The following is a 14817-nucleotide window of genomic DNA, read 5'->3' on the forward strand; positions in this document are numbered from 1 at the left end:
TCAAAAACTCAAAAAATTACACAAACGGTGGAAGTACAGTAGAATATCAGTGAACTCACTTAAAATCACAAGTTTGGGGCTGAATAAAGCCTGAAATGACTGAAGCGTCAGATTTTACAGTAATTTAGATATTTTCCACCTGACTAAATTACTAGTTTTTCTGAACTTCAGCTTTTGACCTTATTCTGCAACAAATTCCCGTGGCTGATATGACAATCCGTTAAGTAAGGGTCAGCAATCTCATTATTTCGTAATAATTTTTACGGGTATTTTCAGTAAAAATACTGTATCAAAATACCTTTCTTTATACAATGCTTTTGTTAGTGGTTTCTACGGTTGTTATAACTTGAAATTCGGAATGTTTGACGCTGTTTAAATTCTTGGAGTAGTTGGATCATCAGATTCTACACAAAACTTTTTGCAAAAGTTGTAATTTGCGTGCTTCTATTCAGATTTTTGCGCTTATCCTCCGGGAAAGCCTACAGGGAAATGCACGAAGCAAAAAAGTATTGATGCAAGAAGTTAAAAGTAGACTTTGTGTCCACAAAAAGTTGTTGGAACACAGCCTATGCAAGTGAAACAAACTAAAAGCAAGAGAAGACGAGGCGTTGTACTAACTCCTACCGGACTACAACGTTTGCAAGAAGCAATAGTATCTTGGGAGATGGCTAGGAAAAAAGGCGATCGCCTCACCCTACAAGAACTCAGCACACAGATTAGTATCTCGACCAAAACTCTGAGTCGATTATGGTCTTTGAGTAAAGCTGTAGATCAAAAAACTCTCAAACTATGTTTTAGTGCCTTTAACCTCAAATTAAATGAAGCAGATTACGCTGTTTCGAGCGTGGATGATGAAAGCGAAATCTTAGAATTTCTGCCTAGAAATTCATACACAAAATTAGAAAACTCACCTCGTCTTTCTACTGACGAAATCACACATCGTTGGACTTATCCAGATGGCCCTGTAGCTTTAGACTCACCCTTATATATCGAGCGTCCACCTATAGAAGAACTGGCTTATCGAGAAATTACTCGACCAGGCTGTGTAATTCGGATTCGCTCTCCCAGACAAATGGGAAAAACTTCTTTAGTACTACGTATTTTAGCCTTTGCCCAGAAGCAAAGATATCATACTGTTAATATCAACTGTTATCAAATCGATGATTCTTGTTTAACCGATTTAAATAAGCTTTTGCGTTGTCTTTGTTGGCAAATTGCTCAACAACTAGATATTGAGCCCAACTTAGATGAGATGTGGGATGAAGAAGTTGGCTATAAATTAGTTTGTAGTTTTTACTTGCAGAAATATCTTTTCAAACAGATAAATCATCCCATAGTGTTAGTTTTAAATGATGTTGATCGCTTTTTTGAATATCCTCATATTGCTCAGGAATTTTTTGCTTTGTTGCGTTCCTGGTGTGAAGAAGCCAGACAAAACTATGGTTGGCAGAAATTAAGATTAGTAGTGGTATATTCCACAGAACAAAATATTTCTTTAGATATTAACCGTTCACCATTTAATATCGGCCTACCTATCCGTCTGAGTGAATTTACACACTACCAAGTAGAAGAGTTAGCCAGTAGATACGAATTAAACTGGAGAGTCGGTCAAGAATCTGCGGAATTAATGTCTTTGGTTGGTGGTCATCCAGCCTTGATTCAACTAGCCTTATTTCATCTTGTCTCTGGCAAGATAACTCTCCAAGAATTAATTCAAGAAGCGATGGTGAACGGTGGTATCTACCGCCATCACTTATGGCGACACTGGTTAAAACTGCAAGCCTATCCTCATCTGATCAAGGTATATGCTGAACTTGTCGAAACCAAACTCGGTCTAGTGATTGATCCTGCGGATGCTTATAAGCTGGAAAATCTAGGATTAATTTGTTTTGATGGCGATCGCATCTTACCGCGCTGTAAACTCTACCGCGCTTACTTTCAAAAACAACTATCTGCCCTTGTCTAATACTCTTTTGATATCAAATTTCTGAGTTCAGCAATTACCTAATCTCTCTCTCATTGATCAAATATCAACCTTGAAAAATAAATTTTCACATAACTAATACCATTCTAGATTTTGGATTGGGAAAGGGTTCACTGGTAAGCTTTTGGGCAATCCATTTGTCGCAATCATTCTTCAATTTGGTATAACTGTTCCCTACCTCCACAAAACAACTTTTTCAGCAAACCCTATGTAGGTAAGCATTCTCAATCAAACTCTCAATTAACCCCGAATATATTAGTGAATGCCCACCCTACATATTGCCAATCTATAAACTTGTCATAACTTGAGTTAATTCATTCGCCAAATCAATATTTGATACCTGGGATTTTTGGAATAGCACTCCAGATAAGAAATAATAATCTCCAGAGTAAAATGCCTGATGATGTTTTTTTAATTCTTCTATATGTTTTTTGACTTTTGGCTCAGAACTATAGTAACCAAACTGCAAGGGTAAAACCACAAATTTATTTACACTGTAGCTGTGTTTTCGTGCTGTTTTAATAGTACTAATAGGATTGGAATAACTAGAAACTAAAACTAAAACATTTTCATAATCTAAAGATAACAACTCGTTGGTAATTGCTGCTCCATCTATACCACCAAATAATAATGGCATATAAATATCATCATCTGGAGCAGGCAGATATGGCGGGTTAGCTACAAGATAATCGGCTTGAGGTTTATCAGCATCAAATAAACAAGAATTATGAATAATATATTTACTAGTCAAATTATATTCATCTATAGTTAAGTTTGCAGCTTTCCAGGCAGATGTATTCAGTTCATAGCCTTGAATTAATCCCTCAAATTTATTTCGCAGTAGTGAGTTAATCACTGGACTACCATCACCAGAACCAAATTCAACAATCGAAGTCGGATTTTGGCAATCTCTCAGGACAAAATTTTCTAAACAGTTGGAATAGAAATTAGATTCTTCAGGGCAGGAAAATATGTCTTTCATTTGATTGAATTAGTTCCTTAAATTACAGTTTGACTTGCATAAAAGCACAGAAAATTTGTCTGTAGTGAGTTGTTTGTCACTACAGTAGAATCAAATGTCCAAAAATTTTAAAATGCTATTTTTGGCTTGGTAATACCAATTTGAAAAATGATTGCGACAAATGGGTTACTGAAAAGCTCACCAGTAAGCAATTTCCCAATCCAAAATCCAAAATCTAAAATCCAAAATGGTATAAGTTATCTTGTTGGTAAATTTGCTTGTTCGGCTGCGCGAATAGATTTGACAACAGCTTGAGCAGCGCGATCGCCCATGAGTTTTTCTTGGTCGTATCCTAGTAATAATTCCCACGCATCATGGGGATATTGCTCGGCTAAAGCTAAAGCCACACTCTCTAACATCCATTGACCGTGGCGTTCATCTTCGCGGATGTGCAGTTCCCAATAACCCATTGCTGCATCTGAAAGTTGTAGTCTTTGTGCTGCTGCTAAATAATTTTTGTAAGCTGCTGGCCCTGCTACTTCAAAATAAGTTAACGCGCCACTGTAACGGAGGAAATAACGTTTACGTTCGGTGGTTAAAAAGTTTTGATTCGCGCAAGCTAAAACTTCCCAAGGTACTAAATCAAAGTAACCTTCTGGTTCGGTGTTCATCTCAAACTCGGCTAACATTTGAGCAAAAAATGTTGAGTGCTTGCGAGATAAGCGCCCATTACCGTACTCTTCTAAAAATACCCGCACTAAAGTACATTGCACCTCGTTGGCTGTACCGCCTAAAATCCGCGATAAACGACTACCTTCCACTAAACCATCAAATGAAGCGATCGCTAGTAAATGACGATAGCCAATTTCACTCATTTGTTCGCGGATGTAGCAACTTTCTGGTGATAGTGGCGGATTTAAATCGCCTGTGGCGCGTTCTATTAATGCTTGTTTGACATCTAATTTTTGTAATGCTGGTACATCAATTTGTGCTAATTCCCAAGCTTGCCAAGCAAGTTCAATTTGATGACGACAACAACTTAAATAAAGCGATCGCTCATTTGTATAGTGGCGTAAATCGTCGTACCAAAATAACTTTAGGCGATTAATCCAATATAAAATTCGTTGCAAAAATAAATGAGCGTCATTATCTACGCTGCTATTTTGATAGGCTGCTACAATTGCCGCAAAGAGTGTTTGTTCAAATTCTCTAACTTGCGTTGCTAACTGATGTAGTTGATTGTCTAAATTTTCTATTGCTAGTAATTCTAAAAATAACTGTTCAGCTTGGTGATAATTATTAGCTGTATTTACTTCACTATCGAATTTAGGTAATCTCAATAAATTGCTTTGCATGGAATCTTAGATAACTTTACTCAAGAGTGAAAATACTTCCCTCTCTAATATCTAAAGTTCCACACTTCAGCTTTATTAACCTCTTTCGTGAGTTATAAACAAATATTAACTCTAGAGATACAGAATTACAGCAAGAGATAGATAACAGATAACAGATTACAAATTCGGCAAATGAACACACACACTTGCACGGGTGAGGTATATCTGTGGGTAGGTATTTTCTGAGAAAATTTTTTCTATATTCAGCTTTATCTCTATAGCCACTACTTGTACCACAACTCCCCAGCAAACTCATGTTAATACTGGTGCTAATCCGGGAACGTCAACTAATAGCCCAATTCCGACTAATACACGGTAATTCGTAATTAACGGGACTTAAATTTAAGTAAACAGGTGTTAAACTTACCCTTTCTATTTTGGGTATTTAGTAGTAAATTAACACCTATAATTTTTTAGCTAATACTTATTAGCTTCCTATGAATAAAATTATTTTTATTTATTCATAGGATTTTTAAATCGACTAGTTGCCAAGATTAACTTAGTTTTTGTACAGTGATGATAGCTGTACCTCTACTATTAATCCTATAACGTCGAAGAGGTGTATTATCTCTATTGCTAGAATCTCTATCAAAGCTGCCTGAATCGACGTTGTTTCCAAGATTAGCTAAATCATCATCATTTACGTCGCCTGATTGACCACCAGATAGAAACTGTTGTTGCTCATTAGATAGCTCTAAAAGCAAATCATTTGCTATTGTTTGAGTTTGCATAATTCTTAACCTCACTTACGTATATAGGTTGATAAAACCTATGTTTTTATTTTTAATCTTTTGAAGAATTTTAAAATTATTCTTTAGTGATAATTTATTATTTTAAATATCTTTCTCTAGGAATATGAATTAAAAATTAGAAACTTTATTTAAATTATTGCTGTTTTTAAATTACCTATTATTAATTGACAATTGACAATTGTTTTATTCAAGGCAGGACTTACGCACCAAGATTGTTTATTAAGATTGGGCATAAGGGTGTAAGGGCTTGTGGCATAAGGGTTTTAGATACATACACCCCCATACCCCTGTCTCACAAGTGTAGGTTTTTAACAGAGTGATGAGTAGCGACTCTAAAAATCACGATTTAATCAGAGTTTCATCACCCTCACACCCTTACACCCTAAATCAAGGTTTTTGGGGCAGAACGTAAAAAACCTACACCTGTCAGATACCCCTGTACCCTTGCCAAAACCCTTGATTTTTCGTTTTTATGCGTAAGTCTTACAAGGTTTAAGACCTCTCCTTTTAAGGAGAAAAAATAAAAAGCTCTGGATTTTCCAATCCTTTTTGTCAAGTTAAAAATTGGATCTAGCTACAAGATATAGACAATCTTTGTGCATCAGTCCTGCTACGTTGATAAAACTCTCATCTTGGTGTTTCATCTGGGGAATTGAACTGTTCCGGTGGTAGGTGTTCTAGGGGAATTAAGGTTTCCATGACTGATTTGACAATTGGTGCAGCAACAGTAGAACCATAGGCATTTTCACCCTTCGGCTCATCAACAATTGCCAAAATTACATAGCGGGGAGATTCCACAGGCAAAACGGCGACAAAGCTGGTGATTCTTGCACCAGGGATATAGCCACCATTCGGACTAGCTTTTTGGGCTGTACCTGTTTTACCACCAATGCGATATCCAGCAATTTTAGAAGGTCTACCAGTACCTTCAGAAACAACTGTTTCCATCATTTCCACAACTTGCTGAGTAGTTTTCGCAGAAAAAATTTGCCTTGGTGTGGGAAGTGTGGGTGAATAGTGCATTTTGCCACTGCTATCAACCAATCCGCGAACTACATGGGGTGTGACTAATTTACCGCCATTGGCTAAAGCGCCGTGCAGTTGTACTAGTTGGAGGGGGGTGAGTGAAAAACCTTGTCCGAAAGATGCGGTTGCTGGTTCAATGGGTGAAGAAATAAATCTTGGTTGAGTTTTCAGCGAACCGCTAACTCCAAAAGGCAAATCAGTTTCTAATGGTTGCCCTAAGCCTAGACGTTCTAACCAGGTGTAGTAGATTGAGGGGCGCATTTTTTGGATGATTTGCACCATCCCGATGTTGCTGGAATTTTGCAGAATTTGAGCAATATTAATGCGCCCATAAGCATTGTTTTGAGCATTTTTAATTACACGGTCAGCGACTCTAATCGACCCTGGGTCATTAAAAGTATCATTGGGTTGAATCACACCATTTTCTAATGCGATCGCTACATTTAATGGTTTAAATGTTGACCCTGGTTCGTAAAGGTCAGCTACCGTCCAGTTTTTAAATAAATCAATTTTCGCTTTACCATAGTCATTCGGGTCATAAGTCGGCTGCGACACCAGTGCAAGTAAAGAACCATCTAACGCATCCATCACAATCACAGCCCCACGTTTAGCGCGGAATTTTTCTACCTGGGCTTTCAGCGCCAAGCGAGCCGCCCTTTGTAAGCGTGTATCAATTGTGAGTTGCAATTTCAAGTCATCCGCATGGAGAAAACCTTCTGGCGCTTCATCTGGCTTTAATTCCCCTCTCCCAGACTGCATTAACCGTACCTTCTGCACAGAACGTTCTAGCAGTTTTTCTTGACTATACTCCACACCAGCTTGACCACGACGCTCTAAATCTACGTAACCCACCACATCAGATGTAATATCGGCTTGCGGATATAAGCGTGAGTATTTGGGAATAAATTCTAAGCCATTTAAGCGCAGAGCAATCACGCGATCGGCAATTTCTTCAGGTAGCGCCGGCATCAAAATAATCCCGCTTTTGCGACTTTGAAAAGTTTTCACTAATTCCGCCACATCTTTATCAATGATTGGGGCTATTTTTTGGGCAACATCTTCATTAGACTTATCAAACAGTTTGGGATGGGCATAAACAGTATAGACAGGGCGGTCAACTGCCAAAACATTATTATTGCGATCAATTACCAAACGACGCGGCATAAACGAACGCAAACTTACCATTTGTTGATTGCGTGCTTTCTGCGTGAGTTTTTTGCCTTGGAGAATTTGTAAATTATATAAGTTAAAAGCTAAACCTAATGCTGAGAATATTAAAATAGCCCAAACAATTAACAGCCTGACCTTACTGCTTTGTACTGGTTCTGGGGTTTTGGGTGTGAGTTTCTCCAGCCACTTTTGTCGAGAAACTTTCTGCCGCTTTGTCACGGCTGGATTGCGAGAATTTCTAAATTTTAATCTACTGGATGACTTTTGCATCGGCTTCGTCCTTTGTTATTTGTCATTTGTCTTTGAGAAATGACCAATGACTATTGCCTTTAATATCCCAATGGTGAAGAAGTTGGCTGTTGTGTGGGAGAATTTGGTTTGGTATTTGATGGCGCAGAATTAGCCGTATCAGATGCTGAGGGTAAGAAAATTGTTTTATCTGGCGTGGGTGATACTAATCCCGCACTTGGCTTTTCTGCTTCTTCCGCCATTTTGTTTTTTAACATAGCGTTGGTTGTGGTTAATTGACGCTCGTTGCGTTGGAGATTTTGCAAGCGGCGGAACTCTTGATTCCACTGTTCTTGAGAATAAACTGTCCAACCATAAACGACTAGTGCCACTGCAACTAATAAAAACGTCACCACAGACGAGTAACGATGAACAGTGTACAACCGCACCAACCAACTTGGTAAAACTTCCGCCGTCGGCACATGAGAGACTTTGGATGCAGTTAATTCTGGTGAGTTTTTGGTTGTCGGAGTTGATAAACTTTTGGCAGTCTGTCGCCGACGCTTCGGTAATTGCCCTGAAAGTGGAGATGCACTGCTGATGACTGAACCCCGAACGGGGGAGCGCCTTTGTGGCACAGTTGGTTTAGAATTGCGCCCAAACCAAGTATTAGTTGTAGACACAGCCGATTTACGAACAGCAGCCATAAAATTTTCCGGGATAGCAAATACTGTATTTTAGTCTGTTTATTTAATTTTGCTCAGGTTAGAACAGCCTTTTTTGGGATTTGAATGAGTATAGCGTTAACTGTAGACCATGTTTAAATGTTTTTGAGATATGGCAATCCTTGGAGAGTTGCACAACAATTTACTGTTATCTGTCTCCATCAGTAGTTGGTCAATCAAATAGATATCATCAAAGATTCCCTAGTGGACACTTGACATTTTAAGTAGTGCATCGCAGTATGGCAATACAAGACAAAAAACAAGCAACTATCTGCGATCGCCCACTGATCATTTGATATTGTCATCAGTCTGGGGCATCATCACTCAAATACTAATAATCAGCCTTTAGCCAGTTTTTAAATATCTCCTACACGAGTAATTCAACAATTCGCAATAAATAGGTTATCGTAGTCAAAAGGCACAAACATTTGATTGCCAGAATTGGTGAAAGAGGAGTTATGAAAACAAAAATCTTTGGTTTAGCTCTCATTTTAAGTTTGGCGGGAGTTTTAGGAGCTTGTGAAAGTGGTGGTGATAAATCTACTCCGACAAGCTCACCAGCCGCTACAGGTGAACCCTCCGATACTGGGACTAGTACTCCTACTGCGTCACCCACTGCTACTGCGTCACCCACCGCTACTACATCTCCTGCTGGTGCTAGTACAGCTTCTCCTACCCCTACTACAACACCTTAGTTCTTTACCTGAAGTTTTGTTCTCAGACAAGCACTTGGTCTTGCAGTTTAAAAAATTGCTTGAGTGCTTGGGTAGCAAAAGAGAATCAGAGTATTCTTCAGAAAGTGACTACCCAACTCAAGCTCAATTTATACATCTTTAGTTAAGCTAAAGCAACAGTCAATGGACACTGGTAATGTTGGTCAATGCCACAACCAAGTGTCCATTTTAGATTTTTGGCTCAATCAGTATGACTTAAAGGTGATGCGATGGGGAAAAAACAATCTCACAAGCCAATCATATTGGGGCTACTAAGTTTTGTCTCTAGTGTGGGTGTATGGTTAATTAGCCATTGGGGATCAGCCGTGATGGCTTTACCACCCCCAGAAGACATCCCAGAAGAAATTTTACGCACAGAAATAATTATAGATGCGCGATCGCCCATTGATGGCAAACCCATCAGTGCTGCTGAGTATGCAGAAATACAAGCACAACTCCAAAAAGTTCCGCCACCAAAATTAACCACCAGTCTGCGGCAAACAGTCTTTCTACTGCGGATACGTAATGCTTTGCTTCAGTTATTCCCCTTTTTAGATTTGTAGTTATGGCAGAAGGCACTCCGACAAAGCCGGAGAAGTCAAAAGTATTCTTCATTTTTGACTTTTAACTTTTGCCTTTTGACCTTCGACTGCTACGCTGGCTATCTAACTGGTATAAAAACTTGAGAACCTAATCACCCCTTATCCCCGATGTCCCCATCTGATGTACGATAACGGTGGCAATAAATTGCAAATAAATGTAAAGAATAGATTATAGATATTAAAAAAGCCAGTTTAGTTAATCACTTTATTCAACATAGGTAGCTTCATGTCCATAGCCACGATCGCTCAGGAACAGGTTAACCGTATAGTTTGGAACCAGCATCACGACCCGTTTGAAATACTTGGTTCTCATGCAGTAGAACAAAATGGCAAACAAGTTTGGGCTGTACGTGCTTATCTACCAAATGCCAGCGCAGCCTGGGTAGTTGTTCCCCAAGAACGCCAAGAATACCCCATGCAACCTGTACATCATCCCCATTTTTTTGAATGTACGATTGAAACTCCAGAACTTGCCAACTACCAGTTACGCATTCAAGAAGGAGAGCATGAGCGAGTTACTTATGATCCTTACGCTTTCCGTTCTCCGCGCCTAACAGACTTTGACTTGCATTTATTTGCCGAAGGCAACCATCATCGAATTTACGAAAAACTCGGAGCGCACACCACCGAAATCGATGGAGTCAAGGGTGTTTATTTTGCGGTTTGGGCTCCCAATGCGCGTAACGTGTCTTTACTGGGAGATTTCAACCTGTGGGACGGACGCAAACATCAAATGCGTAAAGGCATCACAGGGGTTTGGGAATTATTCATTCCCGAAATCGGGGTAGGGGAACATTACAAATATGAAATCAAAAATATAGAAGGACACATTTACGAAAAATCTGACCCCTTTGCTTTTCAGCAAGAACCCCGGCCAAAAACAGCTTCTATTGTCACTAACTTAAATTCCTATCAATGGAATGACGAAGACTGGATAGAAAAGCGTCGTCACACTGATCCTCTGACTCAACCAGTCTCCGTTTATGAAGTCCACTTGGGTTCTTGGCTACATGCTTCCAGTGCCGAGCCGCCTAAATTACCCAATGGTGAAACTGAGCCTGTAGTTATTGTTTCGGAATTAAAACCGGGTGCGCGATTTTTGACTTACCGAGAATTGGCAGACCGCTTGATTCCCTACGTCAAAGATTTAGGCTATACCCATGTAGAACTATTACCCATTGCCGAGCATCCTTTTGATGGGTCTTGGGGTTATCAAGTTACTGGCTATTATGCACCTACCTCCCGGTTTGGCACTCCCGAAGATTTTATGTATTTTGTTGACCAATGTCATCAAAATGGCATTGGCGTAATTGTCGATTGGGTTCCTGGCCACTTCCCCAAAGATGGACATGGTTTAGCTTTCTTTGATGGTACTCACTTATACGAACACGCCGACCCCCGCAAAGGTGAACATAAAGAATGGGGTACGCTGGTATTTAATTACAACCGCAACGAAGTTAGAAATTTCTTAGCGGCAAATGCCCTATTTTGGTTTGACAAATATCACATCGATGGCATTCGTGTAGATGCTGTAGCTTCGATGTTATATCTTGACTATTGCCGCAAAGAAGGTGAATGGGTCACTAATCAATATGGTGGTCGAGAAAACCTAGAAGCGGCGGATTTCTTACGTCAAGTAAATCACCTGATTTTTAGTTATTTTCCAGGTGTGCTTTCCATTGCGGAAGAATCAACCTCGTGGCCGATGGTTTCTTGGCCAACCTACACAGGTGGTTTAGGCTTTAACTTAAAGTGGAACATGGGTTGGATGCACGATATGTTGGATTACTTCAGCATGGACCCTTGGTTCCGCCAATTCCACCAAAATAACATCACCTTTAGTATGTGGTACAACCACAGCGAAAATTTTATGCTGGCGTTGTCTCACGATGAAGTGGTGCATGGTAAGAGCAACATGATTGGTAAAATGCCTGGTGATCGATGGCAGAAAATGGCGAATGTGCGTTGTTTATTTACCTATATGTTTGCTCACCCAGGCAAGAAAACCATGTTTATGAGCATGGAATTTGGACAATGGAGTGAGTGGAATGTTTGGGCTGATTTAGAGTGGCAATTGCTACAATTTGAGCCACACCAACAATTAAAGCAATTCTTTAAGGAACTCAACGAACTTTACCGTTCTGAACCATCTTTATACACCTTAGATTTTGCCAGAGAAGGATTTGACTGGATTGATTGTAGCGACAACCGTCACAGTGTAGTTTCCTTTATCCGCCGTGACAAAGATTCTGACAACTTTATTGTGGTGATTTGTAACTTCACACCCCAACCCCATTCTCATTACCGCATCGGTGTGCCAGAAAAAGGATTTTATACTGAGTTGTTTAATAGTGATGCCCGTCAGTATGGCGGTAGCAATATGGGCAACTTAGGCGGTAAGTGGACAGATGATTGGTCAATGCACAATCGTCCTTATTCTTTAGATTTGTGTTTACCACCTTTGGGTGTGTTGATGTTCAAGTTAGATAAGGAAAAAACGGCGGCGGCTTTAGGTGCTTAATTTTGTCGGTGGTTAAAGTCTCAACTGTTTGATTTCACAGATTGTCAGTTGGGACTGGGTGCAAGGGTCTGAGCAGGTGTAGGTTTTTACGTTCTGCCCCAAAAACCTTGATTTAGGGTGTAGGGGTGTATGTATCAACAACCCTTACACCCTAGACCCTTTTACCCCTTCACCCAATCTCTACAGAGAATCTTTGGGGGTAAGTCCTGGGATGACTTGTATTCAATAGAGGAATAGTGTGAGATGTCATGGATAAGTTAAATACTTCAAAGCGATCGCTCTGAGATTTAGTATCATCTCGCAAGCTAAAATCCTCTATGAGATAATCTGCTAACTTCAGAGGGGAATATATGCCAGTCAAAAAAGGAGACATTGTTCGCGCTATCCGTGAAAAGCTAGAAAACAGCGTTGAAGCCACAGCCAGTGATACTCGTTTTCCGGCTTATTTGTTTGAGACTCAAGGTGAAATTGTGGATATTAAAGGTGATTATGCCTTTGTGAAATTCGGACAAGTCCCAACACCAAATATTTGGTTACGCTTAGACCAATTAGAACAATTTAAGTAAGCATTATAAAAGGTGGGCATTACCCACCTTTTAATTTACTCACCAGCTTTTGATCAGCTTTAAATATCCAAGAATATGGACGATAAATTTATGCTAACTGCTTTAGCTCAAAGCAAAAAAGCTTTACCAGAATGCTTACCTAACCCACCAGTAGGTTGTGTAATTGTCCATTCTAGCGAGATAGTAGCAGTAGGATATACACGTTCGCCTGGAAAACATCATGCTGAAGCTGATGCACTAACCCATATTCAAGGTCAAGATTTGCACTTTTTACAAATGTACGTTACTCTTGAGCCTTGTTCGTTTCAGGGACGCACACCCTCTTGTGCTTTGGCGATCGCTAAAGATCCGCGTATTCAGGAAATATATGTCTCGATAGTTGATCCAGATCCTCGCAATAACGGTAAAGGACTAGATATTCTCAAAGAAGCAGGGAAAGAAGTTCATGTCGGGTTATGTGCCGATGAAGTGAATGCTTTTCTTCAAAAATATTTATTAAAACGTGATGTGCGACTTATTCTTGAAACCCCTCTCCAAACCTCTCACGCCAGTCGCTACAACGGAGGGAACCTCCGCAACGCGCTGGCTCCCCGAAACGGAGAGAGGCTTTGAATCTTGCCCCCCCTTCCCTGTCTGCGACACGCTGCGCGAACGTAGGGAAGCCAAGGTTTGGGCAAGAGTTTATGGGGGTTGAAGACTTTATGTGTTCTAAGCCATTACCCCATTCTTAAAAGACAAACTTTATGCGTAAGGATTGGTGAGTAAAGTATAAAATTGCGTTCTCCAAGCTTTCTGAGTTCTGAATTATGACTCCTGAATTCTGTTGTCAGTTAAGTTGTATACTCGGCATTAATTTTCACGTAGTCGTAACTTAAATCGCAACCCCAAGCTTTACCTGTACCATGACCATTACCAACGCTAACAGCAATAATTACGGGGTTGTCTAAGCGTTGAGTTTTGATATTGCTAGGATAATCGGTGGCTGCTTGTTTTAAATATGCGCTGGCGGCGGCGCGGTCAAATTGCAGAGGTTGACCATTTTCTAGCAGTAAAAAATCTCCTAATTTAATTTGCAAGTTTTCTTGCTCAAAGGTTACACCTGCACGTCCGGCGGCGGCGGCGATGCGTCCCCAGTTGGGGTCACGACCGAAAATTGCTGATTTAACTAGGGATGAGCCCGCAATGGTTTTGGCGATTTGTCTGGCGGCGAGGTCATCATGAGTGCCAGTGACTTGCACTTCTACCAGACAAGTTGCACCTTCACCATCCCTGGCGATCGCTTTAGCTAAATGCTGGCATACTGCTGTTAACATCGCCTCTAATTTTTCGGCTTCTGCACCCATCTCGGTAATTGCTGGGGTACGGGATTGACCATTTGCCAAGGCGATTAAACTATCGTTGGTGCTGGTGTCGCCATCTACTGTAATGGAATTAAAGCTTTTATCGGCGGCTCTACTCAACATTTGCTGCCAAAGGTGGGGGGAAACAGCCGCATCACAAGTGACAAATGCCAGCATTGTTGCCATATTGGGGTGAATCATCCCCGAACCCTTGGCAATCCCACCAATGCGGACTGGGCGATCGCCTATAGTTGTTTCTAGGGCAATGGATTTTGTGACTAAATCTGTGGTGATAATTGCCCCAGCCGCCGCATCAGAACCTGTTTCCGAGAGGCTGGCTACTAGTTTGGGAATCCCACTGCGTAAGGCATCCATCTTGATGCGTTGACCAATTACACCAGTAGAAGCCAGCAAAATCAATTCGGGAGAGAGATTTAATTCCTTGGCTAATAACTCTGCACTTTCATTAGCATCACGCACACCCTGACTACCTGTGGCGGCGTTGGCTTGTCCGGCGTTACAGAGAATAGCACGGGCGCTGGTTTTAGCTTGCAAGCGTTGACGGCAATAATCTACACAGGCCGCCTTAACTTGAGATGTGGTAAACACACCAGCTGCGATCGCCTCTACATCCGATACTATCAAAGCTAAATCTGGCAATCCCGATGGTTTTAATCCTGCGGTGATTCCTGCGGCTCGATATCCTTTAGGAGCAGTCACACCACCAGTAATTTCTTGCCAGTCTGCCATTTTTCCGTTCCCCCCACAAAATTAGCGGTTTGACTGGGGATTATACCAATTAACTAGTACTGATTGCTGAGTGCTGGGTGCTGAG

Annotated in this window: 12 protein-coding genes; 6 read left to right on the forward strand and 6 right to left on the reverse strand. The window is 40.6% G+C overall.

The genetic code is table 11. From position 1 onward, the window contains the following. The first annotated feature begins 568 nt into the window (after positions 1-568). Positions 569-1966, forward strand: a complete 1398-nt coding sequence (locus tag H6G28_RS12085) for an AAA-like domain-containing protein (protein ID WP_190670996.1) — start codon at positions 569-571, stop codon at positions 1964-1966. 304 nt (positions 1967-2270) lie between these two features. Here the strand turns inward: H6G28_RS12085 and H6G28_RS12090 are convergent, their stop codons facing one another. The 5 genes from H6G28_RS12090 to H6G28_RS12110 form a co-directional block, all read right to left on the reverse strand. After that, entirely contained in the window at positions 2271-2966 is a 696-nt protein-coding gene (locus tag H6G28_RS12090; RefSeq protein ID WP_190670997.1) for a class I SAM-dependent methyltransferase, read from the reverse strand. Positions 2967-3202: 236 nt separating this feature from the next. Beyond that, on the reverse strand, positions 3203-4300 hold the full coding sequence (locus H6G28_RS12095) for an iron-containing redox enzyme family protein (RefSeq protein ID WP_190670999.1): 1098 nt from the start codon (positions 4298-4300) through the stop codon (positions 3203-3205). A 533-nt stretch (positions 4301-4833) separates the two neighbouring features. After that, a complete protein-coding gene (locus tag H6G28_RS12100) occupies positions 4834-5070 on the reverse strand; it encodes a hypothetical protein (protein WP_190593301.1) in 237 nt (78 codons plus the stop codon). A gap of 648 nt (positions 5071-5718) precedes the next feature. Then, complete coding sequence (locus tag H6G28_RS12105) at positions 5719-7557, reverse strand: peptidoglycan D,D-transpeptidase FtsI family protein (RefSeq protein ID WP_190593302.1); 1839 nt, start codon at positions 7555-7557, stop codon at positions 5719-5721. A 59-nt stretch (positions 7558-7616) separates the two neighbouring features. Continuing rightward, on the reverse strand, positions 7617-8222 hold the full coding sequence (locus tag H6G28_RS12110) for a hypothetical protein (protein WP_190671001.1): 606 nt from the start codon (positions 8220-8222) through the stop codon (positions 7617-7619). A gap of 476 nt (positions 8223-8698) precedes the next feature. Between H6G28_RS12110 and H6G28_RS12115 the strand changes: the two genes are divergently transcribed. From H6G28_RS12115 to H6G28_RS12135, 5 genes are all read left to right on the forward strand, one after another. Then, positions 8699-8935 carry a hypothetical protein gene (locus tag H6G28_RS12115; protein ID WP_190593304.1) on the forward strand — a complete coding sequence of 79 codons (237 nt, stop codon included), beginning with the start codon at positions 8699-8701 and terminating at the stop codon, positions 8933-8935. A 248-nt stretch (positions 8936-9183) separates the two neighbouring features. Then, positions 9184-9516, forward strand: coding sequence for a hypothetical protein (locus H6G28_RS12120; RefSeq protein WP_190593305.1), 333 nt, complete (start codon positions 9184-9186; stop codon positions 9514-9516). 265 nt (positions 9517-9781) lie between these two features. Next, complete coding sequence (gene glgB / locus H6G28_RS12125) at positions 9782-12076, forward strand: 1,4-alpha-glucan branching enzyme (RefSeq protein WP_190593309.1); 2295 nt, start codon at positions 9782-9784, stop codon at positions 12074-12076. A 350-nt stretch (positions 12077-12426) separates the two neighbouring features. Then, entirely contained in the window at positions 12427-12642 is a 216-nt protein-coding gene (locus tag H6G28_RS12130) for an NAD(P)H-quinone oxidoreductase subunit O (protein ID WP_190593310.1), read from the forward strand. 75 nt (positions 12643-12717) lie between these two features. Next, a complete protein-coding gene (locus H6G28_RS12135; RefSeq protein WP_190671003.1) occupies positions 12718-13254 on the forward strand; it encodes a bifunctional diaminohydroxyphosphoribosylaminopyrimidine deaminase/5-amino-6-(5-phosphoribosylamino)uracil reductase RibD in 537 nt (178 codons plus the stop codon). 218 nt (positions 13255-13472) lie between these two features. On the opposite strand, the gene argJ is transcribed toward H6G28_RS12135, so the two are convergent. Beyond that, a complete protein-coding gene (gene argJ, locus H6G28_RS12140; protein WP_190593312.1) occupies positions 13473-14732 on the reverse strand; it encodes a bifunctional ornithine acetyltransferase/N-acetylglutamate synthase in 1260 nt (419 codons plus the stop codon). Between the last annotated feature and the right edge of the window lie 85 nt (positions 14733-14817).

Origin of the sequence: Nostoc sp. FACHB-190 (assembly GCF_014696905.1) — a bacterium.
Classification (GTDB): domain Bacteria; phylum Cyanobacteriota; class Cyanobacteriia; order Cyanobacteriales; family Nostocaceae; genus Nostoc_B.

Excerpts from the sequence above, each read along its gene's own strand:
- H6G28_RS12110 (WP_190671001.1), bottom strand. The coding sequence starts at position 8,222 with ATGGCTGCTGTTCGTAAATCGGCTGTGTCTACAACTAATACTTGGTTT.
- H6G28_RS12120 (WP_190593305.1), top strand. The coding sequence starts at position 9,184 with ATGGGGAAAAAACAATCTCACAAGCCAATCATATTGGGGCTACTAAGT.
- H6G28_RS12130 (WP_190593310.1), top strand. The coding sequence starts at position 12,427 with ATGCCAGTCAAAAAAGGAGACATTGTTCGCGCTATCCGTGAAAAGCTA.
- H6G28_RS12090 (WP_190670997.1), bottom strand. The coding sequence starts at position 2,966 with ATGAAAGACATATTTTCCTGCCCTGAAGAATCTAATTTCTATTCCAAC.
- glgB (WP_190593309.1), top strand. The coding sequence starts at position 9,782 with ATGTCCATAGCCACGATCGCTCAGGAACAGGTTAACCGTATAGTTTGG.
- H6G28_RS12135 (WP_190671003.1), top strand. The coding sequence starts at position 12,718 with ATGGACGATAAATTTATGCTAACTGCTTTAGCTCAAAGCAAAAAAGCT.
- H6G28_RS12095 (WP_190670999.1), bottom strand. The coding sequence starts at position 4,300 with ATGCAAAGCAATTTATTGAGATTACCTAAATTCGATAGTGAAGTAAAT.
- argJ (WP_190593312.1), bottom strand. The coding sequence starts at position 14,732 with ATGGCAGACTGGCAAGAAATTACTGGTGGTGTGACTGCTCCTAAAGGA.
- H6G28_RS12105 (WP_190593302.1), bottom strand. The coding sequence starts at position 7,557 with ATGCAAAAGTCATCCAGTAGATTAAAATTTAGAAATTCTCGCAATCCA.
- H6G28_RS12100 (WP_190593301.1), bottom strand. The coding sequence starts at position 5,070 with ATGCAAACTCAAACAATAGCAAATGATTTGCTTTTAGAGCTATCTAAT.
- H6G28_RS12115 (WP_190593304.1), top strand. The coding sequence starts at position 8,699 with ATGAAAACAAAAATCTTTGGTTTAGCTCTCATTTTAAGTTTGGCGGGA.
- H6G28_RS12085 (WP_190670996.1), top strand. The coding sequence starts at position 569 with ATGCAAGTGAAACAAACTAAAAGCAAGAGAAGACGAGGCGTTGTACTA.